The organism is Pseudomonas sp. H1_D04 (genome assembly GCF_054683855.1).
In genome coordinates this window covers 2,806,480-2,823,180 of record NZ_CP162826.1, presented here as the reverse complement: position 1 = coordinate 2,823,180, position 16,701 = coordinate 2,806,480, and the positions used below count along the sequence as shown (strand labels likewise).

Sequence of the window (16,701 nt, the reverse complement as noted above, 5' to 3'; positions counted from 1 at the left end):
TGCGCACGGACACCGTTCAGCAAGCCCAGCATTCGCGAGCTTGCGCCACAGATGATTTGGTTATATTTTATACAGTTATTTCATCTTCATCATGTCATTCATCTTTTCCATTTCATCTTCAAAGTCAAATTACCTATGACCACTGAACCGTCTAAAGCGCCGCCGCTTTACCCGAAGACCCACCTGCTCGCCGCAAGTGGTATCGCCGCCCTTCTTAGCCTGGCACTCCTGGTATTCCCTTCCAGTGACGTAGAAGCCAAACGAACATCCCTGAGCCTCGACTTGGAGAGTCCAGTTGAACAACTGACACAAGATCAAGACGCTTCCGACGCTCAACAAGCCACAAATGCCCCATCTGAATCGCCGTTTGCCCAGATAGAAAACACGCCCGAAGATACCCAGCAAGCGGCAAAGGAACTGCAAAAGCCAGTCGCAGACGCAGCTAAGAATCCTCAGCACCGCGAAGTGATCGTCGCAAAAGGCGATACGCTTTCGACCCTTTTCGAGAAGGTTGGCCTTCCTGCCGCCACCGTTAACGACGTGCTGGCCAGCGACAAACAAGCCAAGCAGTTCACCCAACTGAAACACGGCCAGAAGCTTGAGTTCGAATTGACGCCTGACGGCCAATTGAACAACCTGCACAGCAACGTCAGCGACCTCGAAAGCATCTCCCTGACTAAGGGCGCTAAAGGTTTCGCGTTCAATCGCATCACCACCAAACCAGTGATGCGCTCCGCCTACGTTCACGGCGTGATCAACAGCTCGCTGTCGCAATCCGCTGCGCGCGCGGGGTTGTCGCATAGCATGACCATGGACATGGCCAGCGTATTTGGCTACGACATCGACTTCGCCCAAGACATCCGCCAAGGTGACGAATTCGACGTGATCTACGAGCAGAAGGTCGCCAACGGTAAAGTGGTCGGCACTGGCAATATTCTCTCTGCACGCTTCACCAACCGCGGTAAGACCTACACCGCTGTGCGCTACACCAACAAGCAAGGCAATAGCAGCTACTACACGGCTGATGGCAATAGCATGCGCAAAGCGTTCATCCGCACCCCAGTGGACTTCGCTCGCATCAGCTCGCGTTTCTCCATGGGGCGCAAGCATCCAATCCTGAACAAAATCCGCGCACACAAGGGCGTCGACTACGCAGCTCCTCGTGGTACGCCTATCAAGGCAGCGGGAGACGGCAAGGTCCTGCTGGCCGGCCGTCGCGGCGGTTACGGCAACACGGTGATCATTCAGCACGGCAACACCTACCGAACCTTGTATGGCCACATGCAAGGCTTCGCAAAGGGCGTGAAGACGGGCGGTAATGTGAAGCAAGGTCAGGTGATCGGCTATATCGGCACTACCGGCCTCTCCACCGGACCGCATTTGCACTACGAGTTCCAGGTCAATGGCGTACACGTTGATCCACTGGGCCAGAAACTGCCGATGGCCGACCCAATCGCCAAAGCAGAGCGCGCGCGCTTCATGCAACAAAGCCAGCCCCTGATGGCACGTATGGACCAAGAGCGTTCCACCCTGCTGGCTTCGGCGAAGCGTTAAGTCATGCCGCTCTATATAGGTGTGATGTCCGGGACCAGCCTCGACGGCCTGGATATCGCCCTGATCGAACAAGGTGCAGCGGTCAATCTGATCGACACCCACTACACTCCGATGCCGGACACCCTGCGCGCAGAGCTGCTAAGCCTGTGCGCTAGCGGCCCGGATGAGATTGCCCGTTCAGCGATCGCCCAGCAGCATTGGGTTACCCTCGCCGCTCAAGGCATTCACACACTGCTCGACCAGCAAAACCTCAAGCCTCAAGATATCCGCGCGATCGGCAGCCATGGTCAGACTATCCGCCACGAACCCGCCCGAGGTTTTACGGTGCAGATCGGAAACCCGGCCTTGCTCACTGAGCTGACGGGCATCACCGTGGTCAGCGACTTTCGCAGCCGCGATGTAGCCGCCGGCGGCCAGGGTGCGCCGCTCGTCCCTGCGTTTCATGAAGCATTGTTTGGCGAAAGCACCGGCAACCGTGCGGTATTGAATGTAGGCGGTTTCAGCAACCTCAGCCTGATTGAGACCGGCAAACCTGTAGCCGGCTTCGACTGCGGCCCGGGCAATGTCCTGCTGGATGCCTGGATTCATCTACAACGCGGCGAACACTTTGATCGCGACGGCCAGTGGGCAGCCAGCGGCAAAGTAGAACATCAGTTGCTCAACGCTCTGCTCGGCGACCCGTTTTTCCTGACAAAAGGCCCAAAAAGCACCGGCCGAGAAGTGTTCAACCTGGGATGGTTGCAACAGCACCTTAGCCGCCTGCCAGCCTTCGAACCCCAGAACGTGCAGGCCAGCTTGCTGGAACTGACCGCCCTGACCATCGTTGAGTCCCTGCAAACCGCACAATCGCAGACAGAAACGCTGTTGATCTGTGGGGGCGGCGCCCATAACACCGCAATGATGAAGCGACTGGCCGCCCTGCTGCCATCCACCCAGGTCAGCAGCACAGCCACTCACGGCGTAGACCCCGACTGGGTCGAAGCCATGGCCTTCGCCTGGCTGGCCCATTGCTGCCTGGAAGGCATTGCCGCCAACCGCCCCAGCGTCACTGGCGCGCGCGGACTACGGTTACTGGGCGCAATCTACCCCGCCTGACTAATCCGCAGACAGCAAAACGCCGCGTGGCCCATGAAAGCCAAGCGGCGTTTTTGTATCCACTCTCGATCAGATCGAGAACGAAGACCCGCAACCGCATGTAGTGGTGGCATTAGGGTTCTTGATCACGAAACGCGAACCCTCCAGACCTTCCTGATAATCCACCTCGGCGCCCGCCAAGTACTGGAAACTCATCGGATCTACAACCAGGCTCACGCCCTCGCGCTCAACGATAGTGTCATCGTCAGCCACATCTTCATCGAAGGTAAAGCCGTACTGAAACCCTGAACAACCGCCGCCCGTAACGAATACGCGCAGCTTCAAGCGATCATTACCCTCTTCATCGACCAGGCTCTTCACCTTGTGCGCAGCACCGTGGGTGAATTGCAAAGCCGTGGGGGTGAAGGATTCAACGCTCATGCTGATAATCTCCCGGCGTAGAGCCGCCATATGCGTAATGGCGGGCATTATCCGCTTCTCCTAGAAAATCGGTCAACTATTGTTACGGTATATCAATCTGCATCGCCGCCATTAGAAATACAAAAGGCCCGATCAACGGGCCTTTTGCGCAATCAACAAACCGCCTTAAGGCAGCATGCCGGCATGGGACAAGCCCAACTTCTCATCCAAGCCGAATAGGATGTTCATGTTCTGCACAGCCTGGCCCGACGCGCCCTTGACCAGGTTATCGATCACCGACAGCACGACCACCAGGTCACCGTCCTGCGGACGGTGCACAGCAATCCGGCACACGTTGGCGCCACGCACGCTACGGGTTTCCGGGTGGCTGCCCGCCGGCATTACGTCGACGAACGGCTCATTCGCGTAGCGCTTTTCAAACAACGCCTGCAGGTCTACCGAACGATCGACCACGGTTGCGTATAGCGTTGAGTGGATACCACGGATCATTGGCGTCAGGTGCGGCACAAAGGTCAAGCCCACATCCTTACCGGCAGCACGGCGCAGGCCCTGGCGGATTTCCGGCAGGTGGCGATGCCCTTTTACCGCATAAGCCTTCATGCTTTCCGAAGTCTCGGAGTACAGCGACCCTACCGCAGCACCACGGCCTGCACCGCTGACGCCCGACTTGCAGTCTGCAATCAGGCGCGAAGCATCCGCCAGCCCAGCTTCAAGCAACGGCAGAAAGCCCAACTGCGTAGCGGTTGGGTAGCAACCCGGCACCGCGATCAGGCGAGCCTGCTTGATTTGCTCACGATTGACTTCAGGCAGGCCATACACCGCCTCTTCCAACAACTCCGGCGCGCCGTGTGGCTGACCGTACCACTTGGCCCATTCATCGGCGTCCTGCAGACGGAAGTCCGCCGACAGGTCAATGACCTTGGTGCCAGCTGCCAGCAACTCACCGGCCAGCGCATGGGCAACACCATGTGGCGTGGCGAAGAAGACCACGTCACAGGCGCCAAGGGTCTTGATGTCCGGAACGCTGAACGCCAAGCCGTCGTAGTGGCCTCGCAGGTTCGGATACATATCGGCCACGGCCAGGCCTGCCTCGGATCGAGAGGTGATGACCACCACCTCAGCTTGCGGATGCTGAGCCAACAGACGCAGCAATTCGACACCGGTGTAACCCGTGCCGCCGACGATACCGACCTTGACCATAAACCTGCCCTCAACGAACCACTGGAAAGCCGTCGATAATAGGGGCCGTATCGCCCTGCGACAACCGTCAACGTGACGTATGGGCGCATGAGCCACTACTATCTTCGCTACCGTGAACCTGGGAATAACTAAAAATGCTTTATCTATGGGTCAAAGCCTTCCACATCATCAGCATCGTCTGCTGGTTTGCCGGGCTGTTCTACCTGCCGCGCCTGTTCGTCTACCACGCCCAAAGCGAGGACACCGTCAGCAAGGAGCGCTTCAGCATCATGGAGCGCAAGTTGTACCGCGGCATCATGGGCCCGGCGATGATTGCCTCCCTGGCATTCGGCATCTGGCTGATTGCCCTCAACCCCGGCATCTTTCAGTCCGGCGGCTGGATCCACGCCAAGCTGACCCTCGTTGTACTGTTGATCGGCTATCACCACATGTGTGGCGCACAGGTAAAACGTTTCGCCCGTGGCGAAAACACCCGCAGCCATGTCTTTTATCGCTGGTTCAATGAAGTCCCGGTTCTGATATTGCTGGCTATCGTAATTTTGGTCGTAGTCAAACCGTTCTAACTTCAATTACTCGGGGTACCTCCAATGTCGCTGCCCGCTCTGCTTGAACAACGTCTGCGCCTGCCCGTGGTGGCTGCGCCGATGTTCCTGATTTCCAATCCACAACTGGTCCTGGCCTGCTGCCGCAATGGCGTGGTCGGGAGCTTTCCTGCGCTCAACCAGCGCGAGAGCAGTGGCTTCAAAGCCTGGCTGGAGGAAATCGAAGCGGGCCTTGCGCAGTTGGACAATCCAGCGCCGTACGCCGTCAACCTTATCGTGCACAACAGTAACCCTCGCCTGGAGGCGGATCTGGCGATCTGCGTTGAGCACAAGGTGCCGATCGTGATCACCAGTTTGGGCGCGGTGAAGGAGTTGGTAGATGCCGTGCACAGCTACGGCGGGCTGGTGTTCCACGATGTCACCACCCGGCGCCATGCCGAAAAAGCCGCTGAAGCCGGTGTAGATGGCCTGATTGCTGTGGCTGCCGGTGCCGGTGGCCATGCCGGCACCTGGAGCCCGTTCTCGCTGATTGCCGAGATTCGACAGTTCTTCGACAAAACCCTGCTGCTGGCCGGGTGCCTCAATCATGGACACGAAATCCTCGCCGCCCAGTTACTGGGCGCAGACCTGGCATATTTCGGCACGCGCTTCATCGGTACCGCCGAAAGCCACGCCCCAGATGCCTATAAAGAGATGCTGCTCACATCGCGCGCCGCCGACATCGTGCACACTCCCGCAGTCTCCGGCGTTCCCGCTAGCTTTATGCGCCAAAGCCTGGAAAATGCCGGGTTCGACCTCGCCGCCCTGCAAGGCAAAGGCGAAGTCAACTTCGGTTCCAAGCTCAAACCGCTGAGCGACGAAGCCAAAGCATGGAAGACCGTATGGTCCGCCGGCCAAGGCGTCGGTGAGATTAATGATTTGCCCAGCGTCGATGAACTCGTTGCCCGCCTCGATGCCGAATACCGCAAGGCGCGCGAGCAGGCCGCACAATTGCGCTGGCCACGCTGACCCAACCGACAGGCCTGCCAATTGAGCAGGCCCGCACCCCCACCTGAATAAGTGACAAGGAAGCCCGCATGAGCGACAACCGCTTCAAGATTGTTTTTGATGGAGCCTTGCTCCCGGGTGTCGAAAGCACCACGGCCAAGCTGAACCTGGCTGAGCTGTTCAAAAGCACCGTCGAGGACATCGAGAAACTCTTCACCGGTCGCCCGGTTGCACTAAAACGCGACCTGTCACGCCCCGACGCCGAAACCTACCTCACCGCTCTGAAGAACGCTGGCGTCGACGCGCGCATCGAGGCCGAACAGCCCGTAGCCTTCAGCCTTGCCGAAACACACCAGACGAGCTCTGGTGCAACAGACTTCTCTCGCCCAGCCGCTTCACCGTACGCGCCTCCGCGTGCTGCCGTGGGTGACAGCCACCTTGAATACGCCGATCTCAAGATCTTCACGATCAATGGCCGTATTGGCCGTCTGCGGTATCTGGCATGGACGCTGGTACTGACCGTCGCAATGCTCGTCGCAGCAGGCATCCTTAGCACTGTAGGCTTCGCCATCGCGACCGCGTCACCGACGATAGCCATCATTGTTGGCTCGCTGCTCGGTTTAGCGCTGTTCGTTGCGGTTGTAGTCGTGAGTGTGCAAATCGGGGTCCAGCGCTTGCACGACCTGGGCTGGTCTGGCTGGCTGTACCTGCTGAACCTCGTGCCGCTGGTAAACAGCATTTTCCCGCTGTTGCTGCTGGTAGTGCCAGGTAACTCGGGTGCCAACCAATACGGCGCACCGCCACCGCGTAACTCCACTGCGGTAAAGGTTCTGGCCTCTCTGTGGCTGGCATTCATTCCTCTGATGCTCATCCTCGTCGTGTCGCTGGGCATGAACGGCTACCTGGACCAACTCGAATCCAACGTCGACAGCAGCTACGAAAGCAGCTCCATCACCTCCGATGAAGACGCCGATCAAAGCGTCATCGTTGATGAAGAAGACGCCCAAAGTGCTGACGAAGCGGCCGAACCTGTAGACTCTGCAGAAGAACAGTAAAGAAACGCCCCCATCCGTGATGCCTCCATCATTGATGGGGGCGTTGCGATGGAGAAAGGCATGACCCGTTACGCTCTGATCACCGGTGCCTCCAGCGGCATTGGCCTTGCCTTGGCAGAAGCCCTGGCACGTCGTGGCCGCAGCTTGATTCTGGTGGCCCGCCAGCGTGATCAGTTGGAAAGCATTGCAATCGAATTGACTCAGCGCTTCGGCGTCGAGGTGCTGTTTCGTGCCTGCGACCTGGGCGAGCCGCTGCGCTTGTCCGGATTCCTGTTGGAGCTTGAAGAAGGCGAGCGGCAGATTGATTTGCTGGTCAACTGCGCCGGCATCGGCACAAGCGGACCATTCCTGGCCCAGGACTGGATGACCGAGCAAGACCTTATTGAAGTCAACATCCTCGCCCTCACCCGCATGTGTCACGCCCTGGGCAATACCATGGCGCTGCAGGGCGGCGGACAAATTCTTAACGTTGCGTCGATTGCCGCGTTTCAACCCGGTCCGTGGATGAGCAGTTACTACGCCAGTAAGGCCTATGTGTTGCATTTCTCCGAGGGTTTGCGCGAAGAACTGAAGACCTGCGGCATCAAGGTATCGGTCCTTTGCCCTGGCCCGACACGCACCGCGTTCTTCGGTACCGCGCAAATGGACACCGCCAAGCTTGATCGCAGCGAACAACTGATGAGCCCGGAAGAGGTCGCGCTCTACACCGTACGCGCATTGGAAAAGAACAAAGCCATCATCATCCCCGGCCGCCGTAATCGCTGGCTGGCCTTCAGCCCACGTCTAAGCCCGCGCTGGCTGACGCGCAAAATAGCCGGTGCCATCAACAAGGCCTATTGCCCACGCTGACCGCGTGGGTACACTCACCCCTGCACGCTCATAATGGAGAAACAGCTGTGGATACTCTGTTCACCAAGATCATCAACAGAGAAATACCCGCGAAGATCATCTACGAAGATGATCAAGTCCTCGCTTTTCACGATATTGCCCCGCAGGCACCAGTGCATTTTCTGGTGATCCCGAAGAAGCCTATCCGCACCCTCAATGACCTCACGGAAGATGACAAATCCCTGGCCGGGCACATTCTGTTTACTGCCCAGCGCCTCGCCGTGGAACAAGGCTGCGAGAAAGGGTTTCGCGTAGTAATGAACTGCAATGAGGATGGCGGACAGACTGTCTATCACATCCATATGCACGTGCTGGGTCAGCGCCAGATGAACTGGCCACCGGGCTGAGGATTATTGGGGAGTTTGCGACTGCGACGCAGCCGGACGGCAGCAAGCTCCCTCGCCACAAAGGCAAATTGACTCAGGGCAAACGCTTGCCCATCTCTTGCGGTAAACTGGCCGCCGAGATTCTTCCCGGAGGTCAGCATGACTACCCAACGTCACTACTCGCCGATTGATCGCCTATTGCTGCAAGCCGACACGGCCATGCGCACACTCCTGCCCTTCAGTGGCCAACCGTACCGTCCGTCGCCCGCCATCCTGCAACCTGACGCGCAGATGAGCGAGACCGACACTCGTCATGTCGCCGGCCTGATGCGCATCAACCATACCGGCGAAGTCTGTGCCCAGGCGCTTTACCAAGGCCAGGCACTGACTGCCAAGCTGCCGCAGGTACGCGCGGCCATGGAGCACGCGGCCGAGGAAGAAATCGACCACCTGGCCTGGTGCGAGCAACGCATCCGTCAACTGGGTAGCCATCCCAGCGTGCTGAATCCACTGTTTTACGGTTTGTCGTTCGGCATCGGCGCTGCTGCCGGCTTGATCAGTGACAAGGTCAGCCTCGGTTTTGTCGCCGCGACTGAACATCAAGTGTGCAAGCACTTGGATGAACACCTGGAGCAATTGCCGGCCGAAGACGAAAAATCCCGGGCCATTCTTGAGCAGATGCGTATCGATGAAGAACACCACGCTGAAAGCGCACTGGATGCAGGCGGTTTCCGCTTCCCGGCGCCAGTGCGTTTCGGCATGAGCCTACTTGCCAAGGTCATGACCAAAAGCACCTACCGCGTCTGAGCAAACCTGCAGCCGAAAAAAAGGGCGCTTTCAAAGCGCCCTTTTCTTTTGCCAATCGGCGATTAACCCAACTCGATAATCTCGTAGTCATGGGTAATGGCCACGCCGGCCGCACCGAGCATGATCGACGCCGAGCAGTACTTCTCTGCCGACAGCTCGATGGCGCGCTTGACCTGAGCCTCCTTCAGCCCTCGGCCCTTCACCACGAAGTGCATATGGATCTTGGTGAACACCTTGGGATCTTCAGTGGCGCGCTCGGCTTCCAGGAAGGCTTCACAGCTTTCCACAGCCTGTCGGGATTTTTTCAGGATGCTGACCACGTCGAAATTGCTGCAACCGCCCACGCCCAGCAGGAGCATTTCCATCGGACGTACGCCCAGGTTGCGGCCACCGGCTTCAGGCGGGCCATCCATGACCACTACATGGCCACTGCCCGACTCACCGAGGAACATGGCTTCGCCCGCCCATTGGATGCGTGCCTTCATCGCCCAGACTCCACTGCTAAAAAAGGGTCGCCAGCTTAGCACAGGGCCTGAGCGCGACAGCGTTTCCCATCTATGTGATCAATAACGGGGCTTGCTCGGTAAATTGGCTAATCGAGTCAGAATGTGTCTGTTAAGCTGACGCCAAATGAGTGGCGCATTGCCACCCTTTATAAAGCGTGTATCAATGCCGATACCGCCGAGTACAACAATTCCAACCACCTCGCGCTGCCTTTCGGGATACAACCATGGTTGCTCTGACGCCCATACCCAAGATCAAGAATCTCGACAAGCTGCTGATGCATTGCCAGCGCCGACGTTACCCGGCCAAGCACAACATCATCTGCGCCGGCGAGCGCTCCGAAACGTTGTTCTTCATTATCAAGGGCTCAGTCACCATTCTGATCGAGGATGAAGACGGCCGCGAGATGATCATCGCCTACCTGAACACGGGGGATTTCTTCGGGGAACTGGGGCTGTTTGAGCAAGCCGGCAAGGAACAGGAGCGTAGCGCCTGGGTGCGGGCCAAGGTCGAGTGCGAAGTGGCCGAGATCAGTTACACCAAATTTCGCGAGCTGGCTCAACACGATCCCGACATTCTCTACGCACTCAGCGGTCAGATCGCCCAGCGCCTGCGTGACACCACGCGCAAGGTCGGCGACTTGGCATTCTTCGACGTTACCGGTCGCGTGGCCCGTTGCCTGCTGGAGCTGTGCAAACAGCCCGATGCAATGACTCATCCCGACGGCATGCAAATCAAGATCACCCGTCAGGAAATCGGGCGAATTGTCGGCTGTTCACGAGAGATGGTCGGCCGCGTGCTCAAGGACCTGGAGGAGCGCAACCTGGTGCACGTCAAAGGCAAGACAATGGTTGTGTTCGGTACTCGCTAACCCGGCAGGAAGCTGGCCAGCATCTGACGGTACAAGGTATCCAATCGGCTGATGGCATCCGGCGCGGGGAAAGCTTCGTGCAAGGCGATATGGCTGTCGGCACGAACCCGTTGCTCCAGACCGCAGGCTTCGTTGAAGCGATTGACCGCCGCGATCAGTTCTTCGCGATCGTTATCCAGCAACAACGCACCGTGCACCAACCCTACCGGGCGGCCACCGCTTTGCCGCCAGCGCTGAGCCGTGCCGACCATTTTGCGCCCGTTCAGGTTGACGTTGTAACGACCGTCGCAGAATGCACCTTCGATTTCCCCGACGGAGGCATCGCCGCCCAACTCGATGAGTAAATCGCAGATCGGCTGGCATAGGCGCTGGTAACCGGTTTCGATGCGGCCTTGATCGCCTTCACTGCGCGGCGGAGCGTAGACCAGGGCGATATTGACCGTAGCGCTGGACTGCGGCACCGGTTCGCCACCGGTCTCACGCAGCAACACCGGCCAACCGTAATCAGCCGAGACTTGGCTGGCGGCTTCGAATGCCGGCAACCGACTCAGACGACGCGGCATCACCAAGGCTTGATCACTGGGTTGCCAGAACAGCAGGCCGAACTCCTGGTCACCAGCACAAACGGCAGCCAACAAGGCTTGCTCGGCGGCAAGGCCTGCTTCGACGGTCATCTTTACTGGCTGAGTCATCTAACACCTACCTATCGGCATAACCACAGGACCCAATGTGGGAGGGGGCTTGCTCCCGATGGCATTCTGTCAGTTGATGAACAAGTCAACTGACACTCCGCTATCGGGAGCAAGCCCCCTCCCACATTTGACTGCATTTCAAATATTGACCGTGGGTCAAATCAATCGAGAGTTGAACCGCTGACCGCCACGCCACGCTCCGGGAAGAACAGACGCTGCAGTTCCGCCCCCGGGTTCTCGGCGCGCATGAAGGTCTCGCCCACCAGGAACGAGTACACGTTGCTGATTTCCATCAGCTCCACGTCGGCGCGGTTAACAATGCCGCTCTCAGTGATCACCAGGCGGTCGCGTGGAATACGCGGCAGCAGGTCGAGAGTGTTTTCCAGGCTGACTTCAAAGGTGTGCAGGTTACGGTTGTTGACCCCCACCAGCGGTGTGTCGAGGGTTTTGAGTGCGCGCTCCAGCTCATCGCCGTCGTGCACTTCCACCAGCACGTCCAGGCCGACGCTTTTGGCCACGGCCGCCAACTCGGCCATCTTCACGTCATCCAGAGCGGAGACGATCAGCAGAACGCAGTCGGCGCCCAAGGCACGGGCTTCGACGATCTGGTACGGGTCGACCATGAAATCCTTGCGGATCACCGGTAACTTGCACGCCGCACGGGCCTGCTGCAGGAACAGGTCGGAACCCAGGAAATAATCGATGTCAGTCAATACGGACAGGCATGTCGCCCCGCCCTTTTCGTAGCTGACCGCGATTTCCGCTGGCACAAAGTGCTCGCGGATAACACCCTTGCTCGGCGAAGCCTTCTTGATCTCCGCGATCACCGCCGGATGCTTGAGCTTGGCCTGGGCGATCAGTGCATTGGCAAATCCACGCGGTGCGTCAGCAGCTTTCGCTTGGGCTTCCAGCTCGGCCAGGCTCACACGGGCACGGCGTTCGGCGACTTCTTCAGCCTTGCGGGCCAGGATCTTTTCCAGAACGGTCGGAACACTCATCCTTCATTCTCCATCTTGAATACAGCGGTGAATGCTCCCAGCTCTTCGAGCTTTTCACGAGCCAGACCGGTGTGCAGCGCATCGTGGGCCAATTCGACACCTTCCTTAAGACTATAGGCATGGTCGGCAGCGTAAAGTGCCGCGCCAGCATTCAGAACAATCATTTCCGCAGCTTTTTGACCGTTCTCAGTCTTACGCCGCCCCAGGGCATCGCGAATCAACTCCAGGGACGCCGCCGGGCTTTCTACCGCCAAGCCATGCAGGCTCTGGCTCTTCATGCCCAGGTCTTCTGGCTCGACCCAATACTCGGTGATCTGGTCATTCTTCAGCTCCGCCACAAAGGTCGGCGCGGCCAGGCTGAATTCATCCAGGCCATCTTTGGAATGCACCACCAGCACATGCTTGCTGCCCAGCCGTTGCAGCACTTCAGCCAACGGTTTGCACAACGCCTGACTGAATACACCCACCACCTGGTGCTTTACACCGGCCGGATTCGTAAGCGGGCCGAGCATGTTGAACAGCGTACGCAGGCCAAGGTCTTTGCGCGGACCGGCGGCGTGCTTCATTGCACCATGATGGGACTGGGCAAACATAAAGCCGATGCCGACGTTGTCGATGCAGCGCGCCACTTGTACCGGTGTCAGGTTCAAGTAGATACCGGCCGCTTCCAGCAGGTCGGCACTGCCGCTCTTACCGGACACCGCACGGTTACCGTGCTTGGCCACGGTGCAGCCCGCCGCCGCGACCACAAAGGATGAAGCCGTCGACACGTTGAAAATATTCGCACCGTCGCCGCCGGTGCCAACCACATCGACCACACCGTCGAGGGTTTTAAGCTCGACCTTGTCGGCCAACTCACGCATCACCGAAACCGCGCCGACGATCTCGTCGATGCTCTCGCTCTTCATGCGCATTGCCATCATAAACGCGCCGATCTGCGCGTCAGTGCATTGGCCGGTCATGATCTCGCGCATCACATCGCTCATTTCAGCGGTGCTCAGGTCCAGATGGCCGACGATACGGCTCAGGGCAGTCTTGATATCCATGGAAAGTCCTTAGCGCGTGCCGCCGCTCTGCTTGAGAAAGTTGGCGAACAGCTCGTAGCCCTGCTCGGTCAGGATCGACTCGGGGTGAAATTGCACCCCTTCGATGTTCAGTGTCTTGTGACGCAGGCCCATGATCTCGTCGACCGAGCCGTCTTCCAGCTGTGTCCAGGCAGTCAGCTCCAGACATTCCGGCAGGGTTTCGCGCTTGACCACCAGCGAGTGGTAGCGAGTCACAGTCACCGGGTTGTTGAGTGCCTGGAATACGCCCAAGTCCTTATGGAACACCGGACTGGTCTTGCCGTGCATCACTTGGCGCGCACGCACCACGTCACCACCAAAGGCCTGGCCAATGGATTGGTGGCCCAGGCATACACCCAGGATTGGCAGCTTGCCGGCGAAGTACTTGATGGCTTCGAGAGAAATACCCGCCTCGGTCGGCGTGCACGGGCCCGGCGAAACCACGATGCGCTCGGGATTCAGCGCGGCGATCTCGGCCACGGTCAGCTCGTCGTTGCGCACCACCTTGACCTCGGCACCGAGTTCGCCCAGGTACTGCACAACGTTGTAGGTAAAGGAATCGTAGTTATCAATCATCAGCAACATGGGGAAACCTCAGGAATTGGGGGTCTGTTCAGCCAGCGCAACAGCGCGGAACATCGCGCGGCGCTTGTTCAGGGTTTCTTCCCATTCGAGGGCCGGTACCGAGTCGGCGACGATCCCGCCACCGGCCTGCACATGCAGCTCCCCGTCCTTGATCACTGCCGTGCGGATCGCAATAGCGGTGTCCATGTTGCCGTTCCAGGCGAAATACCCCACGGCGCCGCCGTAGACACCACGCTTGACCGGTTCCAACTCGTCGATGATTTCCATCGCGCGAATCTTCGGCGCGCCCGACAACGTGCCCGCCGGCAGAATCGCCCGCAGTGCGTCCATCGCCGTCAACCCGGCTTTCAGTTCACCGGTGACGTTGGACACGATGTGCATCACGTTGGAATAACGCTCGATGACCATCTTCTCGGTCAGCTTCACCGAGCCAATTTCCGAAACGCGCCCGGTGTCGTTACGGCCCAGGTCGATCAGCATCAAGTGCTCGGCGATTTCCTTATCGTCACTGAGCAGGTCTTCTTCCAGCGCCAGATCCGCTTCTTCAGTCGCGCCACGCGGACGAGTGCCGGCGATCGGGCGCACGGTGATCAGGTTATCCTCGACACGCACCAGCACTTCCGGCGAGCTACCCACTACGTGGAAGTCACCAAAGTTGAAGAAGTACATGTACGGCGTCGGGTTGAAGCAGCGCAGCGCCCGGTACAGGTCGATAGGCGCGGCCTTGAAGTCGATGGACATACGTTGCGACGGCACCACCTGCATGCAGTCACCGGCGAGGATGTATTCCTTGATGGTATCGACGGCGCGCTCGTAGTCATCCTGGGTAAAGCTGGAGCGGAACACCGGATCGCTCGCCGGTGGACGGCTGAGGTCCAGGCCGCGACGCGGGGTGATCGGCTGGCGCAGTTTTTCCAGAAGGGCTTCCAGGCTGGCTAGGCCCTGTTCGAAGGCGTCAGCTTGGGATGGGTCAGCGAGCACAATCGCGTGCATCTTGCCGGCGAGGTTGTCGAAAACCACCACCGCGTCAGACACCATCAGCAGAATATCCGGCACGCCCAGCGGGTCCGGGTTCGGGCATTTGCCCAGGCGTTTTTCCACGTAACGCACGCAGTCGTAGCCGAAGTAACCCACCAGCCCGCCGTTAAAACGCGGCAGACCCGCAATGGTCGGCACGTTGTAGCGCGCCTTGAAGGCTTCGACGAAGGCAAGCGGGTCTTCAACGTCATGGCTTTCGATCTCGACGCCATCATGGGTAATGCTCACATGATGGTCGTGTACCCGCAGCACCGTACGGCATGGCAGACCGATGATCGAGTAACGGCCCCACTTCTCGCCGCCCTGTACCGACTCCAGCAGATAGGAGTTGGGCTCGTCGGCCAGTTTCAGGTAGATCGACAGTGGCGTGTCGAAGTCGGCCAGGGTTTCGCAGGCCAGGGGGATACGGTTATAGCCGGCAGCGGCCAAACGCAGGAATTCTTCGCGGATCATGATGTGCCTCGTGGCGTGAGGGTCTAACAGTCAGGTATGCAAACGTGCCGCAGGGCGCGGCCAGGATCAGTCAGGCGCGCCAACGCCAGCGGGCCAGGGCCTTGATGACTTTCATCCAGAGTTTGCGAGTGACCACCACGATGGAATTTCCAGAAGGGGACTTATCGATGTCGGGCAACGTTATCTCAGCGCCCGCTCCCAAGCAACCGGGGATTAGCAGTCGCAGGTCATCAATGACCAGCGCCGGCGACTCTTCGGCAATCGGCCGGCCATGGTTATAACCGTAGCTTAGGGCTACACACTGAACACCCGCGGCTTTTGCCGCCTGCACATCACTGCGCGAGTCGCCGACAAACAGCGACTGGGACGCCGGGATATTGGCCATTTTCATCACGAAAAACAGCGCCGCCGGGTCGGGTTTCTTCTGTGGCAAGGTATCGCCACCGATGATCCAGCGGAAATACCGGCCGATTTTCATCTGGTCCAACAGCGGCGCGACGAAGCGCTCCGGCTTGTTGGTGATCAGGGCCATTTCCACGCCCTGTTTGTGCAGCCATTTGAGGGTGTCGCGCACGCCGGGGTAAACCACGGTCAGTTCGTGGCCGTCCTCATAAGCAGCATTGAATAACTCCAGCGCGTGCTCGGCTTCCACGTCATCGACGCCTTCAGCGTCGATATGGTTAGCCAGGGCCCGGCGCACCAGCATCTGCACGCCATTGCCGACCCATTCGCGTACCGACTCGATCCCCGCCGGCTTGCGCCCCAGCTTGAGCAGCATTTGGTCCACCGCCGCCGCCAGGTCTGGCACCGAGTCGATCAGCGTACCGTCCAGATCGAACATCACCAACCGTGGCAGTTTGCCGGGAAACAGCTGCTCAAAGCCGCTCATGGACGTGCCAGCGCCAGTTCGGCACGCATCTTGTCGATGACTTCCTGGTAGTTCGGCGCGTTGAAGATCGCCGAACCGGCCACGAACGTATCGGCGCCGGCCGCTGCGATTTCACGGATATTGTTGACGTTGACCCCACCGTCGATTTCCAGGCGGATATCACGACCGGACGCATCGATCAGCGCACGGGCTTCGCGCAGCTTGTCGAGGGTGCCGGGGATGAACTTCTGCCCCCCGAAACCTGGGTTGACGCTCATCAGCAACACCATGTCGACCTTGTCCATCACGTACTTGAGCACGTCCAGCGGGGTAGCCGGGTTGAACACCAGGCCAGCCTTGCAGCCGCCTTCGCGGATCAGTTGCAAGGTACGGTCGACGTGCAGCGAGGCTTCCGGGTGGAAGGTGATGTAGGTTGCACCGGCTTCGATGAAGTCGCCGATGATGCGGTCTACCGGGCTCACCATCAGGTGCGCATCGATCGGCGCGGTAATACCGTATTTGCGCAACGCTGCGCAGACCATCGGACCGATGGTCAGGTTGGGCACGTAGTGGTTGTCCATGACATCGAAGTGCACGAAGTCGGCACCGGCGGCCAACACGTTGTCCACTTCCTCACCCAGGCGGGCAAAATCGGCGGAGAGAATCGATGGAGCAATGACGAAGGGCTGCATGACGCACCTTTTTTGAGCTAAATCACGATGGCGCGCATTGTATACCTCATGCTTTGCTGCGC

At 59.0% G+C, this 16,701-nt stretch carries 19 protein-coding genes; 9 read left to right on the top strand and 10 right to left on the bottom strand.

Translation table 11 applies throughout. The features are described from left to right. Positions 1-135: 135 nt before the first annotated feature. Together AB4N82_RS12955 and AB4N82_RS12950 are read left to right on the top strand one after the other, a co-directional pair. The gene (locus AB4N82_RS12955; protein WP_095185031.1) at positions 136-1,554 is read left to right on the top strand and encodes a peptidoglycan DD-metalloendopeptidase family protein; all 1,419 of its coding nucleotides are present in this window, start codon (positions 136-138) and stop codon (positions 1,552-1,554) included. A 3-nt stretch (positions 1,555-1,557) separates the two neighbouring features. Next, positions 1,558-2,649, top strand: a complete 1,092-nt coding sequence (locus tag AB4N82_RS12950; RefSeq protein WP_122763565.1) for an anhydro-N-acetylmuramic acid kinase — start codon at positions 1,558-1,560, stop codon at positions 2,647-2,649. A 69-nt stretch (positions 2,650-2,718) separates the two neighbouring features. Here the strand turns inward: AB4N82_RS12950 and erpA are convergent, their stop codons facing one another. Next, the gene (erpA, locus tag AB4N82_RS12945) at positions 2,719-3,069 is read right to left on the bottom strand and encodes an iron-sulfur cluster insertion protein ErpA (RefSeq protein ID WP_003176443.1); all 351 of its coding nucleotides are present in this window, start codon (positions 3,067-3,069) and stop codon (positions 2,719-2,721) included. A 165-nt stretch (positions 3,070-3,234) separates the two neighbouring features. Then, positions 3,235-4,269, bottom strand: coding sequence for an N-acetyl-gamma-glutamyl-phosphate reductase (argC, locus tag AB4N82_RS12940; protein WP_010206935.1), 1,035 nt, complete (start codon positions 4,267-4,269; stop codon positions 3,235-3,237). A 134-nt stretch (positions 4,270-4,403) separates the two neighbouring features. Between argC and hemJ the strand changes: the two genes are divergently transcribed. The 6 genes from hemJ (at position 4,404) to coq7 (ending at position 8,874) form a co-directional block, all read left to right on the top strand. Further along, positions 4,404-4,832, top strand: a complete 429-nt coding sequence (hemJ, locus tag AB4N82_RS12935; RefSeq protein ID WP_032883825.1) for a protoporphyrinogen oxidase HemJ — start codon at positions 4,404-4,406, stop codon at positions 4,830-4,832. Positions 4,833-4,856: 24 nt separating this feature from the next. Further along, positions 4,857-5,819: an NAD(P)H-dependent flavin oxidoreductase gene (locus AB4N82_RS12930; protein ID WP_099600893.1), complete on the top strand. Its 963-nt coding sequence runs from the start codon at positions 4,857-4,859 to the stop codon at positions 5,817-5,819. A 68-nt stretch (positions 5,820-5,887) separates the two neighbouring features. Beyond that, entirely contained in the window at positions 5,888-6,853 is a 966-nt protein-coding gene (locus AB4N82_RS12925) for a DUF805 domain-containing protein (protein WP_122763566.1), read from the top strand. A gap of 60 nt (positions 6,854-6,913) precedes the next feature. Next, positions 6,914-7,702: an SDR family NAD(P)-dependent oxidoreductase gene (locus AB4N82_RS12920; protein WP_032883828.1), complete on the top strand. Its 789-nt coding sequence runs from the start codon at positions 6,914-6,916 to the stop codon at positions 7,700-7,702. Positions 7,703-7,749: 47 nt separating this feature from the next. Then, on the top strand, positions 7,750-8,088 hold the full coding sequence (locus AB4N82_RS12915; RefSeq protein WP_032883829.1) for a histidine triad nucleotide-binding protein: 339 nt from the start codon (positions 7,750-7,752) through the stop codon (positions 8,086-8,088). Between the two features lie 138 nt (positions 8,089-8,226). Further along, a complete protein-coding gene (gene coq7 / locus AB4N82_RS12910) occupies positions 8,227-8,874 on the top strand; it encodes a 2-polyprenyl-3-methyl-6-methoxy-1,4-benzoquinone monooxygenase (protein WP_122681328.1) in 648 nt (215 codons plus the stop codon). A 62-nt stretch (positions 8,875-8,936) separates the two neighbouring features. Here coq7 and AB4N82_RS12905 read toward each other — a convergent pair whose 3' ends face one another. Further along, complete coding sequence (locus AB4N82_RS12905) at positions 8,937-9,359, bottom strand: OsmC family protein (protein WP_003176451.1); 423 nt, start codon at positions 9,357-9,359, stop codon at positions 8,937-8,939. Positions 9,360-9,604: 245 nt separating this feature from the next. Here AB4N82_RS12905 and crp point away from each other — a divergent pair, with 245 nt between their 5' ends. Continuing rightward, entirely contained in the window at positions 9,605-10,249 is a 645-nt protein-coding gene (gene crp / locus AB4N82_RS12900) for a cAMP-activated global transcriptional regulator CRP (protein WP_032883832.1), read from the top strand. On the opposite strand, the gene AB4N82_RS12895 is transcribed toward crp, so the two are convergent. From AB4N82_RS12895 to rpe, 7 genes are all read right to left on the bottom strand, one after another. Next, positions 10,246-10,941: a lipoate--protein ligase family protein gene (locus AB4N82_RS12895; protein WP_032883833.1), complete on the bottom strand. Its 696-nt coding sequence runs from the start codon at positions 10,939-10,941 to the stop codon at positions 10,246-10,248. The genes crp and AB4N82_RS12895 overlap by 4 nt on opposite strands. Before the next feature lie 161 nt (positions 10,942-11,102). Next, positions 11,103-11,939, bottom strand: coding sequence for an indole-3-glycerol phosphate synthase TrpC (trpC, locus tag AB4N82_RS12890; protein WP_122763568.1), 837 nt, complete (start codon positions 11,937-11,939; stop codon positions 11,103-11,105). Beyond that, positions 11,936-12,985 (bottom strand): anthranilate phosphoribosyltransferase, encoded by a 1,050-nt coding sequence (gene trpD / locus AB4N82_RS12885; protein WP_032883837.1) that lies wholly within the window; start codon positions 12,983-12,985, stop codon positions 11,936-11,938. Before trpD ends, trpC begins: the two co-directional genes overlap by 4 nt. A 9-nt stretch (positions 12,986-12,994) precedes the next feature. After that, entirely contained in the window at positions 12,995-13,588 is a 594-nt protein-coding gene (locus tag AB4N82_RS12880) for an aminodeoxychorismate/anthranilate synthase component II (RefSeq protein WP_024077700.1), read from the bottom strand. Positions 13,589-13,597: 9 nt separating this feature from the next. Then, the gene (gene trpE / locus AB4N82_RS12875) at positions 13,598-15,079 is read right to left on the bottom strand and encodes an anthranilate synthase component I (protein WP_032883839.1); all 1,482 of its coding nucleotides are present in this window, start codon (positions 15,077-15,079) and stop codon (positions 13,598-13,600) included. Positions 15,080-15,149: 70 nt separating this feature from the next. Next, entirely contained in the window at positions 15,150-15,968 is an 819-nt protein-coding gene (locus tag AB4N82_RS12870) for a phosphoglycolate phosphatase (RefSeq protein WP_099601621.1), read from the bottom strand. Then, positions 15,965-16,639 carry a ribulose-phosphate 3-epimerase gene (rpe, locus tag AB4N82_RS12865; protein WP_122763569.1) on the bottom strand — a complete coding sequence of 225 codons (675 nt, stop codon included), beginning with the start codon at positions 16,637-16,639 and terminating at the stop codon, positions 15,965-15,967. The genes AB4N82_RS12870 and rpe overlap by 4 nt, the downstream gene beginning before the upstream one ends. Positions 16,640-16,701 lie beyond the last annotated feature (62 nt).

What these genes read in the sequence shown, in the direction of transcription:
- AB4N82_RS12955 (WP_095185031.1), top strand. Translation starts at nt 136, where the DNA reads ATGACCACTGAACCGTCTAAAGCGCCGCCGCTTTACCCGAAGACCCAC.
- AB4N82_RS12950 (WP_122763565.1), top strand. Translation starts at nt 1,558, where the DNA reads ATGCCGCTCTATATAGGTGTGATGTCCGGGACCAGCCTCGACGGCCTG.
- erpA (WP_003176443.1), bottom strand. Translation starts at nt 3,069, where the DNA reads ATGAGCGTTGAATCCTTCACCCCCACGGCTTTGCAATTCACCCACGGT.
- argC (WP_010206935.1), bottom strand. Translation starts at nt 4,269, where the DNA reads ATGGTCAAGGTCGGTATCGTCGGCGGCACGGGTTACACCGGTGTCGAA.
- hemJ (WP_032883825.1), top strand. Translation starts at nt 4,404, where the DNA reads ATGCTTTATCTATGGGTCAAAGCCTTCCACATCATCAGCATCGTCTGC.
- AB4N82_RS12930 (WP_099600893.1), top strand. Translation starts at nt 4,857, where the DNA reads ATGTCGCTGCCCGCTCTGCTTGAACAACGTCTGCGCCTGCCCGTGGTG.
- AB4N82_RS12925 (WP_122763566.1), top strand. Translation starts at nt 5,888, where the DNA reads ATGAGCGACAACCGCTTCAAGATTGTTTTTGATGGAGCCTTGCTCCCG.
- AB4N82_RS12920 (WP_032883828.1), top strand. Translation starts at nt 6,914, where the DNA reads ATGACCCGTTACGCTCTGATCACCGGTGCCTCCAGCGGCATTGGCCTT.
- coq7 (WP_122681328.1), top strand. Translation starts at nt 8,227, where the DNA reads ATGACTACCCAACGTCACTACTCGCCGATTGATCGCCTATTGCTGCAA.
- AB4N82_RS12905 (WP_003176451.1), bottom strand. Translation starts at nt 9,359, where the DNA reads ATGAAGGCACGCATCCAATGGGCGGGCGAAGCCATGTTCCTCGGTGAG.
- crp (WP_032883832.1), top strand. Translation starts at nt 9,605, where the DNA reads ATGGTTGCTCTGACGCCCATACCCAAGATCAAGAATCTCGACAAGCTG.
- AB4N82_RS12895 (WP_032883833.1), bottom strand. Translation starts at nt 10,941, where the DNA reads ATGACTCAGCCAGTAAAGATGACCGTCGAAGCAGGCCTTGCCGCCGAG.
- trpC (WP_122763568.1), bottom strand. Translation starts at nt 11,939, where the DNA reads ATGAGTGTTCCGACCGTTCTGGAAAAGATCCTGGCCCGCAAGGCTGAA.
- trpD (WP_032883837.1), bottom strand. Translation starts at nt 12,985, where the DNA reads ATGGATATCAAGACTGCCCTGAGCCGTATCGTCGGCCATCTGGACCTG.
- AB4N82_RS12880 (WP_024077700.1), bottom strand. Translation starts at nt 13,588, where the DNA reads ATGTTGCTGATGATTGATAACTACGATTCCTTTACCTACAACGTTGTG.
- trpE (WP_032883839.1), bottom strand. Translation starts at nt 15,079, where the DNA reads ATGATCCGCGAAGAATTCCTGCGTTTGGCCGCTGCCGGCTATAACCGT.
- AB4N82_RS12870 (WP_099601621.1), bottom strand. Translation starts at nt 15,968, where the DNA reads ATGAGCGGCTTTGAGCAGCTGTTTCCCGGCAAACTGCCACGGTTGGTG.
- rpe (WP_122763569.1), bottom strand. Translation starts at nt 16,639, where the DNA reads ATGCAGCCCTTCGTCATTGCTCCATCGATTCTCTCCGCCGATTTTGCC.